Raw genomic sequence first — 22,453 nt, 5'->3', positions numbered from 1 at the left:
GTTGAAGTAAATGGTGAGCCATGAAGGACTCGAACCTTCGACACCCTGATTAAAAGTCAGGTGCTCTACCAACTGAGCTAATGGCTCTCACTGTGACTGAAATTTTGGCTCCTGAGAGCTATTTCACTTTGGGGAATAATGGTGACCCGTAGGGGATTCGAACCCCTGTTACCTCCGTGAAAGGGAGGTGTCTTAACCCCTTGACCAACGGGCCGTTTCTTCTAAAGGAACATCGTTTCCTCGAGACAACAAAAAAGATTATATCAACTTATTCACTTGAGTACAAGCATTTTTTCACACTTAATCTGAGCAGGGAAACGGCCTTTGTTATTCAACCGTCTCCGCTTTGAATACATTGTCTAATTTATCTTCAGGGGAAAGTCTTTTCTTCAAAGGCACCTTAACATCTCTGCCCAGCTCTTTAAAGAACGTCTCAACATCGCATTCCACGTTATCGACAAGTACAACCAACTTACCCTTATCGATAATCGCATCGTTACCTTCAGCCGGAACCGTTACTTCAATCGAATACTTTTTCATCAACGTGTTGCTATACCTGGCAAAAATCTCAAGCAATTCCTCATTATTAAAGTTCCCAATCGCTGCTTGTCCCTTGTTCGTAAAATTCAAGTTTATTTTCATTTTTACAATCCCCATTTCTTAATGAAGCATCTGTTATGAGACAATGAGCAACTTATAACGAAAAAACCACTCTCTAGTCAGATTTACGGTCTGAATATAAAGTGGTATCATATATCAGAAACGTGCGAACATACAAATCACACTTTCTAAGTTCACCTTAATAAATCGGTTAAAAAGTAAGTTATGGTGCGGTAGACAGGATTTGAACCTGCACGTCCATGGGACACTACCCCCTCAAGATAGCGTGTCTGCCGTTCCACCACTACCGCACATTTGAAGTTTAATCAATCCTTCACTCGCACTTACTTCGAGGGATGAAGTAAATGGTGAGCCATGAAGGACTCGAACCTTCGACACCCTGATTAAAAGTCAGGTGCTCTACCAACTGAGCTAATGGCTCTCACTGTGACTGAAATTGGCTCTTGAGAGCTGTTTCACTCTGAGGAAGAATGGTGACCCGTAGGGGATTCGAACCCCTGTTACCTCCGTGAAAGGGAGGTGTCTTAACCCCTTGACCAACGGGCCTTGTTATTTCGAATAAATAATGGCTTCATCACTTGGCTGCAACCTGCTTGGACAAATAAAAAAGACCGGTTGAACGGTCCCCCGTTGCAATCACTTGTGAGAAAAAATGTGGCGGAGAGAGAGGGATTCGAACCCTCGCACCACTTACGCAGTCTAACCCCTTAGCAGAGGGTCCCCTTGAGCCACTTGGGTATCTCTCCAAATCTGGCTCCCCGAACAGGACTCGAACCTGTGACAACTCGATTAACAGTCGAGTGCTCTACCAACTGAGCTATCAGGGAAAAGTAAAAGTGACAAGTAATAATGTATCATTAATCCGCACTTATGTCAAGGATTATTAAATTTAATTTTCCACGACATTTGCCGCATGCATACTTTGCCGGGTCAAGCTTCCGTTTTCGCAGATATTCCATCCCGCATTTTCCGCATAAGAGCTTGTAACGAAACGGTATCGTTTTGCGTTGCGATCTCTCTGGAAGCGACTGGCAATAACGCGATCCTCCGACATGCGCCAGCAATTTTTTGAAATCGGCATCACGATGCCGGTATCCCCGCTTCAAAATATGCAAATGATAATGACATAGCTCATGCTTAATAATCTTTTCTGTTTCCTCTTCCCCGAAGGTACTTAGCTGGTGCGGACTGATCTCGATGTTATGCGATCGAGTAAAGTAGCGTCCCCCCGTTGCTGTTAACCGACTGTTAAATGTTGCCTGATGCTGAAACGGACGACCGAAAAAGGTTAATGAAATATGTTCTACCCATTGCTGCAGAGCTTCGTTTGTCATTGAATATTCTCCCCTAACTACTTGAATTTTAATTGCTCGATACGCTACACTGTCAAGTAGGAATTATTAAATAAGCAGACAACTTTGCAATTGAAGTACGGTAACATACCGAGGGGAGAGCAAAACCTATTATGGCAACAATGCGTTATGTCTTATTGAAACAGAATGACTCTATCCAATTCGTCGAGATGCCCCATTCTCATGCGTACCAGCTGAGCGCGCTGAATTTGCGTCTTCATAAAGAAATCGATAAATTGACGGCAGAGCATGTCCCGAGCTTGCCCAACGCTGTAGCAGAATGCAACGACGTCGAGCTGCATGATTCATCAATTACCGTCGTATCCGGTCTCGATTATATTAATAGTCTGGAAAAGGATTTTGCCGGGGTACAGGAAAAATCCTACCCCCTTATCTCGCTGCTGACAGAAATTCGTGCGCTTCAAGCACAGCTTGAGCAATGGTACGAAGAGTACGAGGAAGAACGGATCAATTAGGTTGGACCTGCACGGACACTCGCCCTTCCCCATATTGTAGTATTACAACAAGTTAGGCCCGGGAGGAGGACGATGCGTATGCCGCAGTGGCTGTGCAATCAACTGATGCGTGCATTTCAGAAGAAAGACCGCAGGCAAATCAAGCTGCTTAACGATTGCTGGTATTTCTACCGTAACAAACAAAGTCCGAAGGAACAAGTGAACGGCACCGAATTCCAATGATAACGCCAAATAGGCTTGCATTGCAAAAAACCGGCCTCCGCATATGGAAGGGGCCGGTTTATTATTTAAAATATAAGAATTTATAAGTTTTACTCTTATATATTAGCTTATATTTCACCGCGAAACGTAAGCTGCGCCTCCATAGGACGGCGACACCCATTTACGCTAGTTTCCGCTTTTATTGTACAGCCTGACTTAGAGCCCGTTGAAAAATGTAATATCGTCTACCGATAGACGGGTTGTCGGATGCCCATCTGCTGCAGCTTTGCCGATTGGCAGCATCAGCGTCGGTAAATAGCGGTCCGAAATTTGAAATAAATCTTTTACTTGATCGCGGTTATATCCGCCCATAGGTACGGTATCATAGCCTTTAGCACGCGCAGTCAGCATAATTTGCATGGCTACAAGCCCCGTATCAAATACAACGATTTCCTTCAGTCTCTCAGGCGGCAAAGAAGTGTAGTATTTTGTCGAGTTCGCCATAAAGTTGTTCGCCACTTCCTCTGTCATATAGCCGGCTTCAACAGCTGCTCCATATATTTTATCGGATAGGCTATACATTTCCAGGTCTCCAAGCACAATGACAATCGCAGAAGCCTCTAGAACCTGCTGTTGATTAAAGGCAATGGGGTGAAGCTTCTTCTTGAGCTCCGGGTCTGTCACAACGAGAAAACGCCAGGGCTGCATGTTGGAAGAAGACGGCGCTTTCGTTGCGATCTCTAAAATTTCTCGAATTTCTTCCGGTGAAATGAGAAAGCTGCTGTCATATTTGCGCACGGAGTGGCGCTCATTAAGTACATTGAAAAAAGAAACCTCAGACTGATCTCTTGTTTGAACCTGTTCTTAATGAACTAATTTTTGATAACTAGATCGTAAAAAATATAAAGGGCTTGCCTCTAGATAGGCAAGCCCTTTATATAGATCGAACTTAGCTAGGCTTGCGCATAGTCAAGCTTACGCGGCCTTTCTTTAGATCGACGCTGAGTACCCAGACCGTCACCGTATCGCCAACCGACACCACATCCATCGGATGCTTCACGAATTTATCGCTCATTTGCGAGATGTGGACAAGCCCGTCGTTCTTAATCCCGATATCGATGAACGCTCCGAAGTCGATTACATTGCGTACCGTTCCCTGCAGCTCCATGCCTGCCGTCAAGTCCTCTAAGTTAAGCACGTCCGTATGGAAGATTGGAGGCGGCAGCTCCTCTCTCGGATCCCGTCCCGGCTTTAGCAGACTGTCCACAATATCGCGCAGCGTCGGAACGCCTACGCCAAGCGTTGGCGCTATTGACGCGGCATCTACCTGCGACAGCTTAGCCTTCTGCTCCTCTGAGCCCAGCTCCTTAAGTTCGAGCTGCAGCTCATTAAACAGCTTATCCACGACATCGTATGACTCAGGATGAATTGGCGTTCGGTCAAGCGGATAGCTTGCTTCCGGTATGCGGAGAAAGCCGATACATTGCTCGTATGATTTTGCGCCTAGACGCGGTACCTTTTGCAGCTGCGTCCGTTTAACGAAGCGGCCGTTCTCCTCACGGAATTTTACGATGTTCTTAGCAATCGTCGCATTAATGCCTGCCACGTAAGAGAGAAGAGATGCCGATGCCGTGTTCACATCGACTCCGACATGGTTAACCGCTGATTCGACTACGCCGCCAAGCGTTTCATCAAGCCGCTTCTGGCTTACGTCATGCTGATACTGCCCGACTCCGATCGCCTTCGGCTCTATCTTAACAAGCTCGGCAAGCGGATCCTGCAGTCTCCGGGCAATCGATACCGCACTTCGCTCGGCCACATCAAGCGACGGGAACTCCTCCTGCGCCAGCTTTGAGGCCGAGTATACGCTTGCGCCCGCTTCATTCACGATAATATACTTCAGCTCTTCTGAGCCTGGTGCAGCGGCTTTACGCTTCCCAATTAAGCTTGCGATAAATTGCTCTGTCTCGCGCGAAGCTGTGCCGTTGCCGATGACGATCAATTCCACTTTGTACTTATCGATCAAACCGTTAATCAACCGCTCGGCTTCAGCCACCTTATTGTTAGGCGGGGTAGGATAAGTAACCGCCACCTCCAGCAGCTTGCCCGTATCATCAATAACCGCCAGCTTACAGCCAGTCCGGAAGGCAGGATCTACACCAAGCACGATATTGCCGCGAACAGGAGGCTGAAGCAGCAGATTACGCAAGTTTTCTGAGAAAATGGCGATGGCATGCTCCTCCGCTTTCTCGGTTAGCTCGCCCCTTACCTCACGTTCAATGGATGGCGAGATGAGACGCTTATACGAATCCTCTATAACGGTCAGCAGAACGTCACGAACGGATGAAGACGTACCGTTCCGCAGCAGCTTGCGCTGAATATGCTCGTGAATACGGTCGGAAGGCACATCGAACGTAACGCGCAGCACATCCTCACGCTCACCGCGGTTAATCGCCAGAACCCGATGCGGCGGAAGTTTACGAACGGGCTCCTGATAGCTGTAATACATCTCGTACACCGTTTCCTCGGCAGCGTTCTTCGCTTCTGTTTTCAAGAGCGCCTGATCGAACGTGAACTTACGAACCCATGCCCGAATGGAAGCATCGTCGGCTATATTTTCAGCGATAATGTCCATTGCACCCTGCAGCGCATCCTGAGCCGTTGGTACGCCTTTATCTACAGAAATATAAAGGGCCGCTTGGGCGATCGGATCGCCTTGACGGGGCTGCGACCACAGCCATTCGGCAAGCGGCTCCAACCCCCTTTCCTTGGCGACGCTGGCGCGTGTCTTGCGCTTTTGCCGGTAGGGACGATATAGGTCTTCCACCTCCTGCAGCTTAACGGATTTGTTTATATCGGCCCGCAGCACATCCGTTAGTTTGCCCTGCTCGTCAATAAGCCGGATAACCTCGCGCTTACGGTCCTCAAGGTTACGCATATATTGAAGCTTCTCTTCAATCGATCTTAAGTCGTTCTCGTCGAGCTCGCCGGTCATTTCCTTCCGGTATCTTGCGATAAAAGGGATCGTGTTCCCTTCATCCAGCAATCCGACTGCGGACTTTACTTTCGTAATCGGAATCGACAGCTGTGCGGCGATACCTTTGATAATCCGTTCACTTTCTTCGGCTTTCTGCTCTGCCGTAAGCTTTGATTTTAAAGATGTCTCTTCTAAATCTTCTATATGCTGCTGCATCTTAATATCTGTCAAACGTCATGCACCGCCCTTTGCTTCATGCTCCTGTATACGGGTTATTAGCCATTTCATATCCAATCGTCGTTCGTCCGCCATGTCCGGGATAGACGATAACATCAGGGTTTAGCTTGTACAGCTTCTTCCGGATGGAATCATACAAATCACGTTCGCGGCCGCCAGGCAAGTCGGTACGACCAACCGACAGTTTAAATAAAACATCGCCGGAAAACAGATGGTTACCACATAAGAAGCTAACGCTGCCGGGAGAGTGCCCCGGTGTATGCATGACACGGAAAGTCAGACCAAGCATTTTCAGCGTCTGACCTTCCGCGAGCGCATATTCTGCTGGATCAGTCGATAACGGCGGAGTTACATCCTGCCACCGCATTGATCCGTTCTTACGCGGATCGGTCAGCCAATCCGCCTCTAAATCATGTATGTAGACAGGGCATCCGGCAGCCTTACGCACTTCATCTACTCCGCCCATATGATCAAAATGAGCATGTGTAAGCAAAATAGCCTCTACCTTTATGCCTTCGATGCGGTCAAGCAGCCGTTTGGGGTTCATCCCTGGATCGATTATGACCGCCCGCTCCGCCCGTTGTCCGCTTTCTGCGGCAGCAGGCTCCCTCACGGTCAATAAGTAAGCATTCGTTTGCAAAGGTCCTAAAGTAAATGTCTCTACCTTCATGTCCGTACTCATAGCGGCTTAAACCGACTCCAGTAATGTACGTAATTCTTTTACAATAACGGACTGGTAGCCTATGCCTTCTCCATAGCGGCGCCCCATCTCTTGACGGGTAACGGCCAGCTTTTCTTGATAATCGGCTGCATCACGATCCGGATTTTCTTGTTTAAACGCAATCATCGCCTCCTGCACATGCTTCGGACGAGGTCCCCATTGTCCAAGCACAGCGCCGCCCGTGTCTGCAATAATGACGATCGGCACAGCGCGTCCGCCCATGGTTAGAAATTGCTCCATTGTATCCAAATGCTCTTCCATAATAAGTACTTCAGTCTCAATACCGCTGTTCTCTAACGCTCGGAACACTACGGGAATATTACGTACGACGTCGCCGCACCAGTCCGCCATCAAAATCAAACAACGAAGGTCATCCCGGTTGTTTAATGATTCAAAAAACGCTTTGTCGCTCTCATCCGTCCAAACGAATTTCTCCGACCAATCAATGAACGACTCTTTATTTTTTGTCATCCCGTCAATAAACTGCTGCGGGCTGATTCCTTTGCCAAGCTTGTCTGCTACACTTTTGCTCATATAAATCCCTCTTTCATCAATTTAATGGCCGATACTTAAATAACGCATCCTTCACTCTTCCATTATACCGATTTGCCGCGCGAGCGTAAAAATTTGAAAAGGACATATACAATAAGCAGCGCTATTGCGATCAATATGGCAGGCTGCACATACGGCGCAGCTGTTTCGTCGATTTTATCCCAATTCTCGCCAAGTGACCTGCCTAAGTAAACAAATAAAATGGACCATGGCAAGGATGCTAGTGCTGTAAGAAGTGTAAACAATCCAAAATTCATGCGTGCCATTCCCGCAGGGATTGAGATAACCTGTCTCATTACCGGAACGAAGCGTGCTGTGAAGACAATTCCCGCACCGTACTTGTTGAACCAATTTTCAGAGATGTCCACATGCTTCTGCTTGATTTTTATAAATTTCCCATACTTCTCAATGATCGGACGTCCGCCGTATCTGCCTATCCAATAGAGTATCCAGTTTTGACCGACCGCTCCAAGCGTACCAAATAGAACGGCTCCCCAAAAGGAAATCTCTCCTTTCCATACAAGGTACCCCCCGAAGCCCAGTACGATTTCACTTGGGATAACTTCAATTAATAGTCCAATTAAAATTCCAAAATACCCTAAGCTTTCAACCCATTTTAATGCTCCATCCAAAATTTCATGAATAAATTCCATTCCTTCTCTCAATCCGCCTTCCATCTAATGTAATTCTATCTCTTATAACTCTAACGCTGAAGCTATTCTAACATACGTTATGGACAGCCTTCCACTTTTGTCATGGCTTGACAAGCCTCCGCATAGACTAGCCTTAATCATACCAATAGATGAGGTGATCGTATCATGTCCAAAGTATTAATTGTAAGTAAAAAACAGATCCAGCTGTTTATCGTAGTTGCGGCGATAATCATTTTAGCAGGCGTCTACTTAAGCTGGGATAAGTCGCGGGCGGTTAACGGACAGGCTTCCGAGGCACGGGTCATCCAGCTTGTTACAGGCGAATACGAAACCCAAACCGCCGAAGGCAAAAAACTTGAAGTGTACATTTGGCACCCAGGTACCATAATCGTAAACAAGGGAGAGCCAATCGAGCTTCAAATCAGCGGTGTAAACGGTAATAGCCATCCGTTTGTTGTGGAAGGCCTCGGCATCCGCGGTGAAGTAACGAAGGGCAAAACGACAGTTGTACGGTTCACCGCCGACAAGGCAGGCACCTACCCCGTTTTATGCTTGACACATACCGATATGCATTCCGGCGGACCTATGGTCGGTTATATCGTCGTGCAATGATTATTCGTATGTGAAGCTAACCTAGTGACCTACTCCTCCCCGGGCGCATACATATGGGGTAGAGAGGAGTCGGTTTACAATGAAATCCAACGCGCAAAAGCATACCGCCGGCTATCCGACCGCGCGCAAAATTCGAAGAGCCTGCAGCAATGAGCTGTACCGTACCGCCAAGCGGATGAAGGTATGGATTTCAAAGGAAAAGATGGATCAGGCCGAAGCGATCTATTTCAAAAAGGTTATCCTCAACTTGACCTGGATCGTCGAAAATGAAAGCAATCGCAAGGTACAATCCGACTGGTGGGACGAGAACGTCAGCGCTGAAATCGCTGAGCTATGGGAAGTTGACCGCGCCAAGCTATGCACGGCCTTCCGCGAAGCTTACGGCGGCTAATTGCAATCGAATAACCTGACGGCTTGCTGCCGTCAGGTTTTTTTGTTTCCAGAACCTTATGCGAACTGTAAAACTACATAATCGGCGTATCTACCTTGCCCTGCAATGTAACTAAACGGAGCATAATGACGCTTGCTTGCGCTTTCGTTACAGGCGCGTTCGGATTAAACTTGCCGCCTGACGGTGTAAGCAATCCCAGCTTCAACGCTACAGCCGCCGCACCCTTATTTTTTATTGCTGCCGCGTCCTTCAGCGTTGCAATATCTTTGTCCTGATTCATATACCCGGCAAGCTTATCGTAATTCAAAATAGACGTTAGCTGCTCAGCCAACTCCCCGCGCGTTAAAGTCTTCCCGGGATTGAGCTTACCCGACGGGTTCGCTTTCATCCATCCGCGATTTACGAAAAAGCTGACGGCAGCTGCGTATTCGCTATCCGCTGCCACGTCTGCAAACTGCGTCTTATCATCTCCGTAATAATATCCACCGTCTGGATTAAAGCCGCGGAAAAACATATTTAACCATCCGCCGAGCGTCAGGTTCTCGTTAGGATGAACAAGTCCTTTCTCATCGGGAACAAGCACGCCGCGCTCAACCATAACAGCCAGCTGCCCGCTCGCCCAATGCTTGGATATATCAGTCGGTTCTGCTGATTCCGAACCCGTCTGATTATTGTAATACGGTACTAATTCTCCCGTTGCCGCATGAACAAAATAAGCAGAATGATTCTCCCCCAGTACCGGTAAATAAATGAGCTTAGTCTCGGTCTTGGCACGCTGCCCGCCAACATAATAACCGCCAAAATTCATGTAGCGCAGCTCAGTGGTCAGTGCGTTTTGATACGTCAATAGCGCTGCTTCTTGCGATACGGTCGCCTTCAAGCCGGCAAGCTTCTTCTCCACATCAGAAAAATCGATGTAAGGCGAGCTATAGTTAATTAGCTTCCCATCGCCGTCTAAATTGACCATGATAGAATGATCTTGGACCCGGATGTCTTCGTAAAAAAACTGAAATGCAAATCTATAGGCCGTTTTACCCGGATCCTCGACTTTAGCTTTATTTTCTTGCAGTCGAAAATTTTTGGATACGTTCGGATATAGCGCTGTTACGGCCTCTATCGCCTTGCTGCGTGCTTGCTGCTCTGTAATAGAGGGCACCGGCTTCACAGGCTCTGTTGTTTCGTTTCCAAAATAAAAATCATACTTATTAAACTCAAGCAGCTGTCCGCTGTCCGCGTCGACCGAGGCGGAGATATCCGACGGATAAGGACCCATCGCCATGTTTTGGGACCATCTAAACTCCCAAACGTTACGCTTTACGTTACGCCAATCTTGGACTAATGAGGAAGAATTCCGATCGTAGTCCGCAGGTATCGAAGCAAATTTCTTTACAATTTCGAGAGCTTGCTCTTCAGACAGCTGCTTTTCTTTGTTTTCAACAAATGGTGTGCCGATAGGCTCAAAGGCCGAATAAGTCGTAGGGCCCTCATTCGCCTCTTTACCCTCGTAATTCACGAACTTGCCTGTCTTGGAATCGATTAATAAAGGGGATATGTCATTCCATACATAACCTAAGCGGTAGGTCTGTACATTGGGAGGATTGTAATACATTTTACCGTAATCCGGTATGTAGGCTAAGCTTAACTTGAGCGAATCCTTAAGCTTTTGCTCCGCTTGCTGCTTCGTCAGGACAGTATCGGCCGACGGATACTCCGCTTGCGACCGGTGACCATGATAAGAAACAATCTTTCCGTTGCCGTCAACGCTTAACGTTACTGTCGAATTGCTTGCAGTAATACCATTTACGGTGATATTAAAATAAAAATGATACTGCACGGGTCCGAATAAGGCAGTCCGTCCTGCCAAGCCGTAGAAGGGTTCTTCTTTAAGCTGCTCTAAATTCAGGGAAGGGGCTGCAGTTTCAATAAACTTTTTAGCGATATCCCGGGCGGCTTCGCGAGTAACCTTCGGCGGGTAGTAGGCCTGTGGTTCTACTTCATAATGGTTATAATATTGAATAAGATCTCCCGTTATTGCATCCAACTGCGTCGAGAAGCCCATGCTGTGATTCCCGGATTCAATCGTCCAATGAATGGTCCAAATTTTCTCGTCCGAAGGCGGATACACGTTCCCGTTTCCCCATTCAACACGCTCCATGCGGGCATCCTTCAGCTCTGGGAACAAGCTTATCGTACGCTCAACCGCTTGCTCCTTCGTTATTTTCGCTCCGCTTTCATCGTTATTCGTTTGACTTACATCCCTCGAAATCTTGTCGTCTGCTGCCGTTACCGTGACTTCTGAGGCCGCGAAGGCCGTGCTCCCGTAAAGAGGAGCCTGCAGGAGTCCAAGCGTCAATGCTGCGCTTAAAACCGTTCGGCCTACAGTGAGCTGCTTGCGTTTCCCCGTTACTTTGTTCATCAAAATACATCCATCCCCTCATCAAAGTATTTAATTTCCAGAATCATACACCTCCTATTAAACGTTATAAAATAGGATAAAGTTTCATTTTTTTCCAAACAAAAAAGAGCCCGTTGCAAAGCACGTTTTTCGCGTCTTTGTCCGAGCTCTCTTGATTTGCGATCTTTAACTGTCAAATGGGAATTTACTTTCCTTCGTGCAGACGATCGCAGGATACCGTTTTTGTATTAACCGGATTATTTTCTACCATTACCGTCGCCATGCCGTTTGCCTCATCTACATTTTCAATCCAAACGGAATCTCCGTCAAGCTGTACTAAGAAAGTCTGTTCAGACTCGTAGATTTGTTTCGCGCGTGCTGTGTCCATGCTTTTTATTCCTCCTGAAAAGTTTTGTCCACAAAACTTGCTTTGAATGCATTTACTTAGTTTCCTGGTCCATCGTATCTGTTGTGGATTCGTCAATAAGGCCGTTTTGAAGCGTCACATTGCCGCCGCCTAATCCTTCATTCACCATTCGATCGATGTCCATAAAATACTCGTCCCGGCCTTCATCCTTCGGCTCTCCTGATGTCAGCTTGTCCTGATTGTTTGGATCAGTCATTCGAGTTCCCTCCTTCGACAGCTTAGCTTTGTTTGCCCTCTCGAGAAATATGCCCGAATTGTACGTTAACCATTCATCCTTCAAAGCATGGGAGAGAGAATATGGAGAATCGACTCCACAGCCTTCTGTCGCCAAGATCTCCTCATAAAATGCTGCAGCTCCATCTCCCGGCTATTTTGCAAATCGTCCATAAAATCTGCTTCCAGCCGTTTTATCGTACGAGGATCGAATAGCACCGCATTAAGCTCAAAGTTGCTGTGCAAGCTGCGCATATCGACATTCGCGGTTCCAACCATTCCCAGCATCCGATCGACAATCATGACTTTTGCGTGAACGAATCCTTTCGCATAACGGTATACTTTAACGCCTGCTTCAAGCAGGTCCTGAATATAGGAAAAGGTAGCGAGCAGAACGAGCCTGGAATCAGCCACGCCGGGAATAATAAGCTTAACGTCAACACCGCTGAGCGCAGCCGTCCTTAATCCCATCATCAGACTAGGATCGGGGATAAAGTATGGAGTAGTTATATAAATCCGGGTTTTAGCCGCTGTAATCGCCGCAAACATAACATCCATAATTTTCCTTTCATTATGACCAGGCTTACTAGACACGATAAGAACTCGTTCTTTCCCACCGCATTGATGCACAGGCATATAGGGGCTGCTTTCAAGCTTCTCCTTAGCCGCAAACGCCCAATCATTCATAAAGAGCTCCTGCAAAAAATAAACAGAGTCGCCTTCCAGCTGCAAATGCGTATCCCGCCAAAAGCCCAGCTTAGGTTCTTTCCCTATATACTCATCTCCGATATTTATGCCTCCGACAAAACCAACCTTTCCATCCACAACAACAATTTTACGATGGTTGCGATAATTTAATCTTCTGTCGTAAAAAGCAATGCGGGGCGGAAGAAAACAGCTTGTCTGAACGCCAGCTGCGCGCAGCTCTTGTATGTACTGCTCGCTCAGGTGCAAGCTGCCGATGCCGTCGTATACGAGCCGCACCTCAATGCCCTCCTTAGCTTTACGAACAAGCACTTCCAAAAAACGCCTGCCAATCCCATCATCGCGAATGGTATAGTAATCCAAATGAATATGATGGCGTGCTTTTTCAAGCTGCTCTAATATCGCCTTAAACGTAGCTTTTCCGTTTGTCAGTATTGTCGTTTCATTGCGGCTTGTTATCGGAAAGTCCACTAACCCTGTAAGCATGGCATAAAGCTTTTCTTGCTGCTGCAGCTCCTCGTTGCCGATTTCATGAGCACCGTTGACTGTTTCTGACATTTCGCTCGCATATTGAATCTTCTCCTGCTTATATCGCTCCATTCGTCTTCTTCTCGTGAAATCCTTACCGAGCATGATATAGGCGACAAAACCGATTATCGGGCATACAAACCCGATAAAGAGCCATGCTGTCATCTGCGCAGGACGGCGGTGCTCCATCAGAAAAATAGCCGCCAATTGAGCAATATAAACGAAGAGCGCAGCGGTCAGCCAAACGAGCCATGCAGCCATGTGAACACCTCTTCTCCTCGACGCCTCGAGCACCTAACAATCGTATCTAGTTTGAGCCCTTGAATGGAAACGTATACTGCTACTGTGTAGAAAAAGCCCGTCGATTATTTCTAATCGGACGGGCTTGCATCACTCGCAGTAATTAAGATATTCACTTAAGGCTTCTTTCCAGGGTCGCAAAGTCTGGAGTCCATAAATGCGAATTGCACTTTGGTCCATAACCGAGTACGCAGGCCTGAGAGCGGGTCTCGGAAAATCTGCTGTTGTGCATGGCTCAACTAAAATATTCATTCCGCTTTCCTCGAAAATCGCCTTTGCAAACTCAAACCAGGAACAAGACCCGCTATTAGAGGCGTGGAAAATGCCATAATAATCGGTTTCCACCAGCTCCAGCAAAAAAGCTGCCAAATCACGCGTATATGTCGGAGAGCCTATTTGATCTGCCACGACTTTCACCCGATCACGTTCACTCGCAATGTTTAACATCGTCTTCACAAAGTTATTGCCGTATTTCCCATATACCCATGAAGTGCGTACGATATAAAATCGATCATGTAGCGCTTGCACCGCCTGCTCTCCGGCTAATTTCGATTTCCCATATACCGTCAGCGGATTTGTTTGATCATATTCCCTGTAAGGCGTATTGCCCTTGCCGTCAAATACATAGTCCGTACTGATGTAGCATAGTTTAGCGCCGACTTCCCGAGCAGCTACTGAAACATTTCGAGTTGCTGCAGCATTCACACGAAAAGCAGCATCGTACTCATACTCAGCTTTATCGACAGCTGTGTAAGCTGCGCAATGAATAACGACGTCCGGACGATGAAAAGTGAATAGGTTGCGGCATGCTGACAGGTTAGTGACATCTAACTCACCTCGAGCGAGTCCAACAATTTCAACCGCTTCTGTCGTCCATTGCGTCAATTCCCTTCCAAGCTGTCCATTAGCGCCTGTTACGATAATTTTTATTTTTGACATGCTATTCATTAGCCTCCAGCCGTTCCTTGTACTGGATTTTATAGTAGTTTTGATAGGTACCGGATATAACCTTCTCCATCCATTCTTTGTTGCTTAAATACCAATGAATCGTTTTCTTCATGCCGTCCTCGTAGTTGTATGCTGGTTGCCAGCCAAGCTCATGACGGATTTTATCGGCATTAATCGCATAGCGGCGATCATGGCCTGAACGATCCTTCACATACGAGACAAGTGATTTTGGTTTACCAAGCTCTTCCAGAATTGTTTGGACAACCTGCAGGTTGTTCCTCTCGTTTCGTCCACCAATGTTGTATACCTCGCCATTTTTCCCTTTGTGCAGCACCAAATCAAGGGCGCAGCAATGATCCTCAACGTATAACCAATCACGTACATGCAGTCCGTCACCGTATACAGGCAGAGACTTGTTCTCAAGTGCATTTTTTATCATAAGCGGAACCAGCTTCTCTGGAAATTGATAAGGACCATAATTGTTGGAGCAGCGCGTAATATTAATATTAAGGCCAAATGTCTCATGGTAAGCGCGTACAAGCAGATCGGCTCCGGCTTTGCTTGCTGAATATGGACTGTTTGGTGCGAGCGACGTTTCTTCGGTAAAAAATCCAGTCTCTCCAAGTGTACCGTAAACCTCATCTGTAGAAACCTGTACAAATTTTTTTACGTTATAGTCCTTAGATAATTTGAGCAGCGTCTGTGTTCCAACAATATTCGTGCGCACAAAAATATCTGGATGAAGAATGCTCCGATCGACATGCGATTCGGCTGCAAAATTTATGACAGCATCGATGCCCGACTTAAACAGCGGCTCCAATTCCGTACGCTCCACAATATCTGCTTTCACGAACGTATAGTTCGAAAGTTTCTCGACTGAACGCAAATTTTCGAGATTTCCAGCGTATGTCAGAGCATCGACATTTACAATCTCATAGCCCGGATAGTTGTACATCAAATAATGTACAAAGTTACTGCCGATAAATCCGGCTCCGCCAGTAACAAGCAGTTTCATCAGTGCAGCTCACCCCTCGTATACAAAGTTAATTTCCGCTTTGGCCAATACGGGATGCTTTCCATCCTTGTCCGACGTTATTGGCTTTGACGTTGGCCAGTCAATTGCAAGAGCCGGATCATTCCAGGCTATGCCACGATCATGTTCAGGGGAATATAATGCATCAACTTTATATTGAACCTCACAATTAGTAACTAATGTACAGAAGCCATGTGCGAAACCTTGGGGGACGAGCAGCTGCCGTTTGTTAGCCGCACTCAGAATAAAACCTTGCCACTGTCCAAAGGTAGGAGAGCCCCTTCGTATATCCACAACAACATCATAGATAGCGCCTGCAGTAACTCGCACCAGCTTTGTTTGTGCTTTCGGTGATAATTGGTAATGCATGCCGCGAAGCACGCCTGCATCTGCAGAAAAAGAATGGTTATCTTGAATAAATGTGTATGGAATCATATTGGCATGAGCGGTTTGCTCATTATAGGTTTCCATAAAAAAACCTCTATGGTCCCCCATTACAGCTGGTTCCAATAGTTTAACGCCCGAGAGTTTCGATTGAATCGTTAACATACATCACCTGCTCTTATACAGTTTAAGTTTGTTTCAATATATGCATAATTTACATTCTTGCTTCAAATTTCCACAGCATGACTGTTTTTGAATAAGTTTTATGGCATGTTTTATAGCATCCAAGAATAAATAGCTTAAGAGCGTTATGATTAACTATGTCAGAACCCAGCAGGAAGGAGAAACCTATTGAAAGGAGCGCGGAAGCCAAAATGGTCTTTTGTGGTGATGCGCGGCGCTGACAAAACCGTCAAGCAGTTTCATGTATCAAAGCGGTCGGTCTTAGCCGCTCCGACGGCAGCCGTGCTCGCGGTTTCGGGCTGTATTGCGGGACTCCAAATGAAGTCGGCTTATGAGCTAAACCATTTGGAAGAACAATTGTCGAAGCAAAATGCCTATTTCACGCAAACTGTATCCGAAAAGGACGAAGCGATCGTCTCCCTGCAGCAGGAAATACTTGGACTGTCGCGCCAAGCGCAAGAAATGAAAAATAAGGTTAGTGAGCTGCAGGAGCTAGAGCTTAAGCTAAAGCAGTTCATCGAAACGTACGGCAGCTCCATAGAACCATCAAGTAGCCAGAGCTCAAGCCGCTCAAAAGAACGATCAGTAAAGACATTATCGGCAATAGCGGACACCCCTAGCTCGTACACTCCGATCATGCAAAACACGAAACGAATGGCCTCACTTGCGCAGCATACCGGACTCGATCTAAAAGCTCTAAGCGCAATGGTCGACACGATGGAACAATCGATGGAGCTAACGCTGAAGCTCGCATCTGCCAAACGAACTACCGTGGATGCCTACCCATCCGAATGGCCTACACGCTCAAGGCAAATGACTTCCGGTTTTGGTTATCGTAGTGATCCGTTCACTGGACGGAAGACATTCCATGCAGGCATTGACATAGCAGGCGAGCTTGGTGACCCGGTATATAGTGCTGCGGATGGTAATGTAACGGAAACCGGCTTCGACAGCTCCCTAGGCAGGTTTATCATTATCGATCACTTGGGAGGCCTGCAAAGCGTTTATATGCACTTAAAACATATCGAAGCTCATGAAGGCGACATCGTCGTCCGCGGCGAGAAAATCGGCTTATTAGGCTCGAGCGGCAGAAGCACGGGGCCTCATTTACATTTTCAAATTATGCAAAAGAGCGAGCCCGTCAATCCTTTAAAATTTCTTGCTTTGGTAAAGGAGGACTAAAATCGATGTTTAAAGAAAAAGAAAACAAACGGCTCTCAGCAACCGATACGTTAATCGGACAAGGTACGCTGAGCGAGGGGAAAATGATATGCGATGCTAACCTTCGTATCGAAGGGGAGCATCGCGGAGACATCGAATGCAAGGGCGACGTCATTATCGGAGAATGCGGTATCGCTCGATCGAATATTTCAGCCCGCGATATTACAGTCGCTGGCAAAATATTTGGCGATATCCTCACAATGGGGCGACTGATTATTACACCATCCGGTCATCTAACCGGAAATATTACGGCACATACGCTTATCATTCAGGATGGGGGCATGCTTAACGGAAACTGCTATATGGTGCATGCACAGGATGGAAAGAACCGCCCGCTAGCGGAATCGGAGACGTCTCAGCTTCATAATAAGGACTCGATTACGAAGGATTCCAAAGAAAAATCGCTTCAAGCAGGATAATGCAAGAGAAAAAGCCGTTCACCTGCCGCCTCTCTCTATCGAGGGAAACGCAGCCGGGAACGGCTTTTATGATGAAGATAGCTAGGCAGCAACATCGCGTTTGTTGAAAATATACCAGGTCAATGCGACGAACACGGCGTAGTAGATGCCAAGCACTCCGAGTGAATAACCTAAGGTCATTCCTTCCCGCATCGGATTCCCATCTAAATATTGCGTTAGGTTCAAATGAATAAACAACAGGTAGTCGATCCATTTGTATTCGAGCATTGCAATCAGGGCAACAAAACTGTTGACTCCCAGCAGCAGAAACAACGAAAACCCTATTGCAAGTCCGCCGCTGCGGAAAACAGTCGAAAGCATGAAGGCTAGCGTTACTGTCACTACTAACGACACCAACGTCAAAGCGTAGTACTGAAGCATATAAGAAACAGGTGATATTCCGTTTAATCCGCGAATGGGGGGCTGCACTTCCGGCGATGCATTGATCCCGAAGCAAACCCAGTTGACAAGTATCGTGCTAGCGAACAATAAAACAGCAAGCATTACAGCAAACATTATGATCGAAATATATTTGGACAACAAAATTTTCGACCGCGACCAAGGGCGAATAAGCAGCAGCTTAATGGTTCCGCTCGTAAACTCCTCTGCTACTCCTCCAGCGGCAATTACAACCGTAAAGATTGTAACAAGCAGGAACAAAATCGACGACTCTATAAATGCGACTTCCCACATCGACGTGTCTCTTCCACCAACCGAAACCCATAATATGGAGATTAATAATACCGATGCGACCAAAATGCCTGCCATTATCCAGGTACGGGGACGCTGGTATATTTTCATGTTTTCATTTTGAACAAGCTGCAAAAAATTACCCAATCCGTTCCCCTCCCGTCACTTCCAAAAATTGATCCTCAAGCGATTTCACATGAGTGCGAATGCCATAAACCTTGATGCCCGCGGCAACAAGCGCAGCATTAATAGCCGCTGTGCTTTCTCTATCCGCTTCGATTGCAATCAAATTATCACCATCAATCACCGCAGATTGCCCTATGGTAAGCAGTGCCTCGATTGCCCCTTGCGGGCGATCAACCTCGATAAGCACGCGTAAAGATTCTGTTTCAGCTTGTGAGCCTCGAATCGTTCGCACGTCAATAAGCTTGCCGTTTTGAATAATAGCAACACGATCGCACATAAGCTCCATCTCGGATAACAAATGACTGGAAACGAATACGGCAATGCCTTCATCTTTGGAAAGCTGGCGCAAATAATCGCGAAGCTCCCGGATGCCAGCAGGGTCTAGACCGTTCGTCGGTTCATCTAAGATAAGCAGCTGCGGCTTATGCAATATCGCCTGAGCGACTCCCAGCCTCTGCCGCATACCCAGTGAATAGGTTTTTACTTTATCGTGAATTCGACCTTCAAGGCCGACAAGTCTAACAACCTCATGAACCCGGTGCTCCGTTATACCCGGGATCATACGCGCATAATGAATCAGGTTTTGATAACCAGTCAAATATTTATACATCTCGGGGTTTTCAACGATTGCTCCGACATGGCGAATCGCTTTCTCGTATTGCTTCGTTACACTGTATCCGCCAATCGTAATTTCGCCGTCTGTCAGAGACATCAATCCGACCATCATCCGAATCGTTGTCGTCTTGCCTGAACCGTTCGGTCCGAGGAAGCCAAACACTTCTCCAAGCGGTAAATCAAGCGTCAATCGATCAATAATGGTTCGTTTGCCGATCCGTTTCGTTACATTTTGCAGTTTGACAATCGGGTGATCCATATTGCTGCGCTCCTCCTCTATCCTTCGCGAATAACATGATTTGCCCAGCATTCGCATTATTTCTTTTTATATAAGTCCAAACCTTTACCATTATAAGCGATGTAGGAAACAATTGGAAGTAAACGAAAACCTCTTTCCTACAATAATGCTGTAGAAAAGAGGTTTTCGTTTTCGTTATTGTTCGTTCGATAAGGCTGTACAGTATGTTCGGCAACTTTCGCATCTGCGCGTAGGAACATTTTATAGTCATAGTTACTGGTCTTACCCGTCGACCCAACGACTGCATCCAGCTTATCCTGCTCAACGCTGCAAGCCAAGCAATAGCCCATTGGATGTACCACTCGGAAAAATCCTGTTCGAAACAAGATATCTGCCTCTGGATTGGAAACCATCTCGCCGCAACTAACACAATAAAAACGGTCCTCTGAACGCACCATCCGATAGATCGCTCCCTCTCATCGTTTGTAGCGAGTTATTGACCTCTCATCATCACGTTACATTTTATATCATTTATTATTAACTGTATGGCATTCTATTTAAGTTGTCAATCAAATTCACCAATTTTTATCAATATCTAACATAGATGTATCATAACTAAGAGTGCGATCAAAACGTCGTTTTGCCGTCCACCTCAACAGCTTCGACCAGTATGGAATTTGCAGCACTGCCACTTCCAATAAACGAGATTTCCAATGATAGGCATAAATGACTTTACCATCACGATGCACGGCTGCTAATTTACCAATAATTCTAGTGAACGGAACGGGGGACTCCGGTCTGTCACACGTATCTCCCCGAAGAATATAAAGCGCTGGCTGCTGTTCATCATTTATATCAATAATGCGATATAGCAAAAGAGATCCCTCGTTATTACCAAACAAGCATACATCGCCTATGCTCAGCTCCTCTTCCCTCACACGTACGCATGTGGTCATATTTCCTTCACGCAAAAATGGAAACATGGCATTACCGTAGCATGTCACATCAATGGATCCTCGATTTTCAATGACTTTCCCAATAATGACAGCCAGTTCATTCCGTTCGATCATCCTCAATTCTCCTACACCAGGTTCAATTGGCTTGTAATATCATCCCAAGTAACGCCCAATCGAATAATGTCATCGTCATGAATATCCGTACCTGTCTGCACCTCAATAAGTTCCATATCCGTAACAGCTCGCAAACTGTGTCTGGAGCGCTTCGGAATTTGCACCGTATCGCCCGGAGCAACATGACGATATGCATCATCCAATATGAGTACACCTTCACCTGACAGGATGGTCCACGCTTCACTCCGTTTAAAATGCATTTGATAACTGATATTCTGGCCCGCAGCAATAAACTTTCGTTTAGTAACCATTTGAAGCCCCGATGGCAGCACTCCTGTCTCGATTATTTTGTGGAATCCCCAGCGCCGCTCTTCGTACTTGGGTCTTTCATTCATCCTTTGAAGCTTCGCGTTAATTAACGAACCAGCATCCTTACTTGCCACAAGTATACCGTCAGGGCTTGCAGCGACAATAATATGATTCAAACCAATGATGGATATCGGAATATTCAGCTCATTAATAAGCTGCGATTGCTCGCAGTCGTCCGATACTTCACCTAACCCGAGCTGTTGACATGAAATTTCCTCGGATAACGTTTTCCATGATCCCAGGTCCTTCCAAGTCCCATCATAGCAAACGACTGATCTGGACGATGTTTTTTGTGTCACTTCAGATTCGAAGCTTGATTTCGGCAATTTAAAATATTGTTTATATAGCTCATCGTAATGTATAGATAAACCGAGTTCCATAAGCATCGAAATCATAAAATCGAGCTGGAAAGCATAAATGCCGCTGTTCCATAAAGCTCCGTCCGTTATCAACGATTTTGCTTCGTCCTCATATGGCTTCTCTTTGAACGCTCGAACCTTATGTCCTAGCACCCCTTCGACATCGGCATTCTGTTTTTTCTCAGGTACAATATAACCGTATTGCTCCGCTGGAAAGCCGGGTCTTGTCCCAACCATCATCAGTTCTGATTTGCTTTCCCCGAGCAGCTTCGGCAAGCTTCTTATACAGGAAAAGAAATCACTTTCAACATATGCATCAACCGGCATAATAATGACCGTTTCACTTAAAGATACACCCGCGATAGAATACAAATAAGCAGCTGCGAGTGCTGCTGCAGGGAATGTGTCACGCTGGTCCGGTTCAATGATTAGCGGCGCATTCGCGCCAGCCTGTCGCTGCACAAGCTCCACCTGCTGGCGGCATGTAGAAATTCGAGTATGCTCCTGCAGGCCGGCTTCGTCCAGCTGTCTCCACAATCGCTGCAGCATCGATTCCTTACCGCCGTTCGGAGCCTTTAGTACCGTTAAATATTGCTTTGCCCGATTACCATTAGATAAGGGCCACAATCTTCTACCGGAGCCGCCTGATAACAAAATGATTTTCAAATCATGTCCCCCTCTTCTAAAATGCGCCGTTATTATTTCAGATTTTCTAGCCTCCGAAGTTGAATCTCTTGGCATGCAGCAGCCGGTTATACAGATGATGAATCCTCTGCTGCTGCGGCTGCCTTTCAAGCAATTCCTGATTCATTACGCCAATAATTAATGAACGAAGCGTATCGGTGCATTCAAATATAACTCCATGAATATATTGATTATCCATCATCGAACGCCAGACGATATAACCGCGGACAATAAGTTGAACATTCGTGATGGTCATGCGAAATTCGACCAAATAATTACGCTGTATGGGCAACTGCAGGCCCGATAAAAAGCATAAACCGTTTTGACTCAAATTCAGGAGCATTACCGTAGTTGTAGAATTCGTGAGCAGCTGTCCGTTTTTACTGATTAGCTTAAGCTCTGCCTTTACGCCTTCTGTGAAGCGAAGCCTAATGTGCGCGCGCGAGGCGTCATTTGAATACGTCGCCATGCTTCATTCCTCCATCGTACGATTAACAGAAAAAGTGAGACCTCATATTTTTTTTGTAAAAGCATACATTTGTTACGTATCCGTAATAATATAAGTGAAGTGGGAGTTCGAAGCAGGAGAAATTCAAAGAACATCGGTATTCAGATTACTAGATTGAGGGAAGAGCAGTTCGCGGATTCGTTCCA

General features: G+C 46.4%; 26 protein-coding genes and 7 tRNA genes. 6 read left to right on the top strand and 27 right to left on the bottom strand.

Annotated elements, in window-relative coordinates:
* Positions 1–11 precede the first annotated feature (11 nt).
* From DFP97_RS14665 to DFP97_RS14625, 9 genes are all read right to left on the bottom strand, one after another.
* Positions 12–87: transfer RNA gene (locus DFP97_RS14665), tRNA-Lys, on the bottom strand.
* A 52-nt stretch (positions 88–139) separates the two neighbouring features.
* Positions 140–214 (bottom strand) — tRNA-Glu (locus DFP97_RS14660).
* Between the two features lie 113 nt (positions 215–327).
* Positions 328–642, bottom strand: a complete 315-nt coding sequence (locus tag DFP97_RS14655) for a hypothetical protein (RefSeq protein ID WP_114380930.1) — start codon at positions 640–642, stop codon at positions 328–330.
* 184 nt (positions 643–826) lie between these two features.
* Positions 827–911 (bottom strand) — tRNA-Leu (locus tag DFP97_RS14650).
* 55 nt (positions 912–966) lie between these two features.
* Positions 967–1,042: transfer RNA gene (locus tag DFP97_RS14645), tRNA-Lys, on the bottom strand.
* A 50-nt stretch (positions 1,043–1,092) separates the two neighbouring features.
* Positions 1,093–1,167 (bottom strand) — tRNA-Glu (locus DFP97_RS14640).
* Positions 1,168–1,276: 109 nt separating this feature from the next.
* A tRNA-Ser gene (locus tag DFP97_RS14635) sits at positions 1,277–1,367 on the bottom strand.
* Between the two features lie 5 nt (positions 1,368–1,372).
* Positions 1,373–1,448 (bottom strand) — tRNA-Asn (locus tag DFP97_RS14630).
* A 30-nt stretch (positions 1,449–1,478) separates the two neighbouring features.
* On the bottom strand, positions 1,479–1,955 hold the full coding sequence (locus DFP97_RS14625; RefSeq protein ID WP_114380929.1) for a SprT family protein: 477 nt from the start codon (positions 1,953–1,955) through the stop codon (positions 1,479–1,481).
* A 131-nt stretch (positions 1,956–2,086) separates the two neighbouring features.
* Between DFP97_RS14625 and DFP97_RS14620 the strand changes: the two genes are divergently transcribed.
* A complete protein-coding gene (locus DFP97_RS14620) occupies positions 2,087–2,449 on the top strand; it encodes a hydrolase/acyltransferase (protein WP_114380928.1) in 363 nt (120 codons plus the stop codon).
* 78 nt (positions 2,450–2,527) lie between these two features.
* Positions 2,528–2,671 carry a cortex morphogenetic protein CmpA gene (gene cmpA / locus DFP97_RS14615; protein ID WP_114380927.1) on the top strand — a complete coding sequence of 48 codons (144 nt, stop codon included), beginning with the start codon at positions 2,528–2,530 and terminating at the stop codon, positions 2,669–2,671.
* Between the two features lie 195 nt (positions 2,672–2,866).
* On the opposite strand, the gene DFP97_RS14610 is transcribed toward cmpA, so the two are convergent.
* The 5 genes from DFP97_RS14610 to uptA all read right to left on the bottom strand — a co-directional run bounded on the left by DFP97_RS14610 (position 2,867) and on the right by uptA (position 7,790).
* Positions 2,867–3,448 (bottom strand): nitroreductase family protein, encoded by a 582-nt coding sequence (locus DFP97_RS14610; protein ID WP_114380926.1) that lies wholly within the window; start codon positions 3,446–3,448, stop codon positions 2,867–2,869.
* Between the two features lie 151 nt (positions 3,449–3,599).
* Positions 3,600–5,843 (bottom strand): Tex family protein, encoded by a 2,244-nt coding sequence (locus tag DFP97_RS14605; RefSeq protein WP_114381018.1) that lies wholly within the window; start codon positions 5,841–5,843, stop codon positions 3,600–3,602.
* A 37-nt stretch (positions 5,844–5,880) separates the two neighbouring features.
* Positions 5,881–6,546, bottom strand: coding sequence for an MBL fold metallo-hydrolase (locus tag DFP97_RS14600; protein ID WP_245976238.1), 666 nt, complete (start codon positions 6,544–6,546; stop codon positions 5,881–5,883).
* Between the two features lie 6 nt (positions 6,547–6,552).
* Positions 6,553–7,119, bottom strand: coding sequence for a thioredoxin family protein (locus tag DFP97_RS14595; protein WP_114380925.1), 567 nt, complete (start codon positions 7,117–7,119; stop codon positions 6,553–6,555).
* Positions 7,120–7,181: 62 nt separating this feature from the next.
* Positions 7,182–7,790: an undecaprenyl phosphate transporter UptA gene (uptA, locus tag DFP97_RS14590; protein WP_114381016.1), complete on the bottom strand. Its 609-nt coding sequence runs from the start codon at positions 7,788–7,790 to the stop codon at positions 7,182–7,184.
* A gap of 165 nt (positions 7,791–7,955) precedes the next feature.
* Between uptA and DFP97_RS14585 the strand changes: the two genes are divergently transcribed.
* Both DFP97_RS14585 and DFP97_RS14580 read left to right on the top strand, forming a co-directional pair.
* Positions 7,956–8,402, top strand: a complete 447-nt coding sequence (locus DFP97_RS14585) for a cupredoxin domain-containing protein (RefSeq protein WP_114380924.1) — start codon at positions 7,956–7,958, stop codon at positions 8,400–8,402.
* Between the two features lie 79 nt (positions 8,403–8,481).
* A complete protein-coding gene (locus tag DFP97_RS14580; RefSeq protein ID WP_114380923.1) occupies positions 8,482–8,793 on the top strand; it encodes a dehydrogenase in 312 nt (103 codons plus the stop codon).
* A gap of 73 nt (positions 8,794–8,866) precedes the next feature.
* Here the strand turns inward: DFP97_RS14580 and DFP97_RS14575 are convergent, their stop codons facing one another.
* The 7 genes from DFP97_RS14575 to rfbC all read right to left on the bottom strand — a co-directional run bounded on the left by DFP97_RS14575 (position 8,867) and on the right by rfbC (position 15,891).
* Positions 8,867–11,209, bottom strand: a complete 2,343-nt coding sequence (locus DFP97_RS14575) for an S-layer homology domain-containing protein (protein WP_114380922.1) — start codon at positions 11,207–11,209, stop codon at positions 8,867–8,869.
* 184 nt (positions 11,210–11,393) lie between these two features.
* On the bottom strand, positions 11,394–11,576 hold the full coding sequence (locus DFP97_RS14570; protein WP_114380921.1) for an H-type small acid-soluble spore protein: 183 nt from the start codon (positions 11,574–11,576) through the stop codon (positions 11,394–11,396).
* A 52-nt stretch (positions 11,577–11,628) separates the two neighbouring features.
* Positions 11,629–11,811 carry a hypothetical protein gene (locus tag DFP97_RS14565; RefSeq protein ID WP_114380920.1) on the bottom strand — a complete coding sequence of 61 codons (183 nt, stop codon included), beginning with the start codon at positions 11,809–11,811 and terminating at the stop codon, positions 11,629–11,631.
* Positions 11,812–11,891: 80 nt separating this feature from the next.
* Positions 11,892–13,322, bottom strand: a complete 1,431-nt coding sequence (gene cls / locus DFP97_RS14560; RefSeq protein WP_114380919.1) for a cardiolipin synthase — start codon at positions 13,320–13,322, stop codon at positions 11,892–11,894.
* Between the two features lie 129 nt (positions 13,323–13,451).
* The gene (rfbD, locus tag DFP97_RS14555; protein WP_114381015.1) at positions 13,452–14,291 is read right to left on the bottom strand and encodes a dTDP-4-dehydrorhamnose reductase; all 840 of its coding nucleotides are present in this window, start codon (positions 14,289–14,291) and stop codon (positions 13,452–13,454) included.
* A gap of 10 nt (positions 14,292–14,301) precedes the next feature.
* Positions 14,302–15,324 carry a dTDP-glucose 4,6-dehydratase gene (gene rfbB, locus DFP97_RS14550; RefSeq protein WP_114380918.1) on the bottom strand — a complete coding sequence of 341 codons (1,023 nt, stop codon included), beginning with the start codon at positions 15,322–15,324 and terminating at the stop codon, positions 14,302–14,304.
* 9 nt (positions 15,325–15,333) lie between these two features.
* Entirely contained in the window at positions 15,334–15,891 is a 558-nt protein-coding gene (gene rfbC, locus DFP97_RS14545; RefSeq protein ID WP_114380917.1) for a dTDP-4-dehydrorhamnose 3,5-epimerase, read from the bottom strand.
* Between the two features lie 186 nt (positions 15,892–16,077).
* Between rfbC and DFP97_RS14540 the strand changes: the two genes are divergently transcribed.
* Both DFP97_RS14540 and DFP97_RS14535 read left to right on the top strand, forming a co-directional pair.
* Positions 16,078–17,091, top strand: coding sequence for a M23 family metallopeptidase (locus DFP97_RS14540; protein WP_114380916.1), 1,014 nt, complete (start codon positions 16,078–16,080; stop codon positions 17,089–17,091).
* 5 nt (positions 17,092–17,096) lie between these two features.
* On the top strand, positions 17,097–17,549 hold the full coding sequence (locus DFP97_RS14535; protein ID WP_114380915.1) for a bactofilin family protein: 453 nt from the start codon (positions 17,097–17,099) through the stop codon (positions 17,547–17,549).
* A gap of 81 nt (positions 17,550–17,630) precedes the next feature.
* Here the strand turns inward: DFP97_RS14535 and DFP97_RS14530 are convergent, their stop codons facing one another.
* The 6 genes from DFP97_RS14530 to DFP97_RS14505 form a co-directional block, all read right to left on the bottom strand.
* Positions 17,631–18,425 (bottom strand): ABC transporter permease, encoded by a 795-nt coding sequence (locus DFP97_RS14530; RefSeq protein ID WP_114380914.1) that lies wholly within the window; start codon positions 18,423–18,425, stop codon positions 17,631–17,633.
* Entirely contained in the window at positions 18,418–19,338 is a 921-nt protein-coding gene (locus tag DFP97_RS14525) for an ABC transporter ATP-binding protein (RefSeq protein ID WP_114380913.1), read from the bottom strand. Before DFP97_RS14525 ends, DFP97_RS14530 begins: the two co-directional genes overlap by 8 nt.
* A 137-nt stretch (positions 19,339–19,475) precedes the next feature.
* Positions 19,476–19,775 (bottom strand): hypothetical protein, encoded by a 300-nt coding sequence (locus tag DFP97_RS14520; RefSeq protein WP_114380912.1) that lies wholly within the window; start codon positions 19,773–19,775, stop codon positions 19,476–19,478.
* Between the two features lie 117 nt (positions 19,776–19,892).
* Positions 19,893–20,387, bottom strand: coding sequence for a S24/S26 family peptidase (locus tag DFP97_RS14515; RefSeq protein ID WP_114380911.1), 495 nt, complete (start codon positions 20,385–20,387; stop codon positions 19,893–19,895).
* 11 nt (positions 20,388–20,398) lie between these two features.
* Positions 20,399–21,781, bottom strand: coding sequence for a sugar phosphate nucleotidyltransferase (locus DFP97_RS14510; protein ID WP_114380910.1), 1,383 nt, complete (start codon positions 21,779–21,781; stop codon positions 20,399–20,401).
* A gap of 46 nt (positions 21,782–21,827) precedes the next feature.
* Positions 21,828–22,268 (bottom strand): PilZ domain-containing protein, encoded by a 441-nt coding sequence (locus tag DFP97_RS14505; RefSeq protein ID WP_114380909.1) that lies wholly within the window; start codon positions 22,266–22,268, stop codon positions 21,828–21,830.
* Positions 22,269–22,453: the final 185 nt, after the last annotated feature.

The organism is Paenibacillus prosopidis (genome assembly GCF_003337375.1).
In the GTDB taxonomy this organism is placed as follows: Bacteria; Bacillota; Bacilli; order Paenibacillales; family Paenibacillaceae; genus Pristimantibacillus; species Pristimantibacillus prosopidis.
This window is presented reverse-complemented; position numbering and strand designations above follow the sequence as displayed.

Excerpts from the sequence above, each read along its gene's own strand:
- DFP97_RS14605 (WP_114381018.1), bottom strand. The coding sequence starts at position 5,843 with ATGCAGCAGCATATAGAAGATTTAGAAGAGACATCTTTAAAATCAAAG.
- DFP97_RS14525 (WP_114380913.1), bottom strand. The coding sequence starts at position 19,338 with ATGGATCACCCGATTGTCAAACTGCAAAATGTAACGAAACGGATCGGC.
- DFP97_RS14575 (WP_114380922.1), bottom strand. The coding sequence starts at position 11,209 with ATGAACAAAGTAACGGGGAAACGCAAGCAGCTCACTGTAGGCCGAACG.
- DFP97_RS14570 (WP_114380921.1), bottom strand. The coding sequence starts at position 11,576 with ATGGACACAGCACGCGCGAAACAAATCTACGAGTCTGAACAGACTTTC.
- DFP97_RS14585 (WP_114380924.1), top strand. The coding sequence starts at position 7,956 with ATGTCCAAAGTATTAATTGTAAGTAAAAAACAGATCCAGCTGTTTATC.
- cmpA (WP_114380927.1), top strand. The coding sequence starts at position 2,528 with ATGCCGCAGTGGCTGTGCAATCAACTGATGCGTGCATTTCAGAAGAAA.
- DFP97_RS14520 (WP_114380912.1), bottom strand. The coding sequence starts at position 19,775 with ATGGTGCGTTCAGAGGACCGTTTTTATTGTGTTAGTTGCGGCGAGATG.
- cls (WP_114380919.1), bottom strand. The coding sequence starts at position 13,322 with ATGGCTGCATGGCTCGTTTGGCTGACCGCTGCGCTCTTCGTTTATATT.
- DFP97_RS14565 (WP_114380920.1), bottom strand. The coding sequence starts at position 11,811 with ATGACTGATCCAAACAATCAGGACAAGCTGACATCAGGAGAGCCGAAG.
- DFP97_RS14505 (WP_114380909.1), bottom strand. The coding sequence starts at position 22,268 with ATGGCGACGTATTCAAATGACGCCTCGCGCGCGCACATTAGGCTTCGC.
- DFP97_RS14535 (WP_114380915.1), top strand. The coding sequence starts at position 17,097 with ATGTTTAAAGAAAAAGAAAACAAACGGCTCTCAGCAACCGATACGTTA.
- rfbB (WP_114380918.1), bottom strand. The coding sequence starts at position 15,324 with ATGAAACTGCTTGTTACTGGCGGAGCCGGATTTATCGGCAGTAACTTT.
- DFP97_RS14580 (WP_114380923.1), top strand. The coding sequence starts at position 8,482 with ATGAAATCCAACGCGCAAAAGCATACCGCCGGCTATCCGACCGCGCGC.
- rfbC (WP_114380917.1), bottom strand. The coding sequence starts at position 15,891 with ATGTTAACGATTCAATCGAAACTCTCGGGCGTTAAACTATTGGAACCA.
- DFP97_RS14620 (WP_114380928.1), top strand. The coding sequence starts at position 2,087 with ATGGCAACAATGCGTTATGTCTTATTGAAACAGAATGACTCTATCCAA.
- DFP97_RS14600 (WP_245976238.1), bottom strand. The coding sequence starts at position 6,546 with ATGAGTACGGACATGAAGGTAGAGACATTTACTTTAGGACCTTTGCAA.
- DFP97_RS14515 (WP_114380911.1), bottom strand. The coding sequence starts at position 20,387 with ATGATCGAACGGAATGAACTGGCTGTCATTATTGGGAAAGTCATTGAA.
- DFP97_RS14625 (WP_114380929.1), bottom strand. The coding sequence starts at position 1,955 with ATGACAAACGAAGCTCTGCAGCAATGGGTAGAACATATTTCATTAACC.
- uptA (WP_114381016.1), bottom strand. The coding sequence starts at position 7,790 with ATGGAATTTATTCATGAAATTTTGGATGGAGCATTAAAATGGGTTGAA.
- DFP97_RS14595 (WP_114380925.1), bottom strand. The coding sequence starts at position 7,119 with ATGAGCAAAAGTGTAGCAGACAAGCTTGGCAAAGGAATCAGCCCGCAG.
- DFP97_RS14655 (WP_114380930.1), bottom strand. The coding sequence starts at position 642 with ATGAAAATAAACTTGAATTTTACGAACAAGGGACAAGCAGCGATTGGG.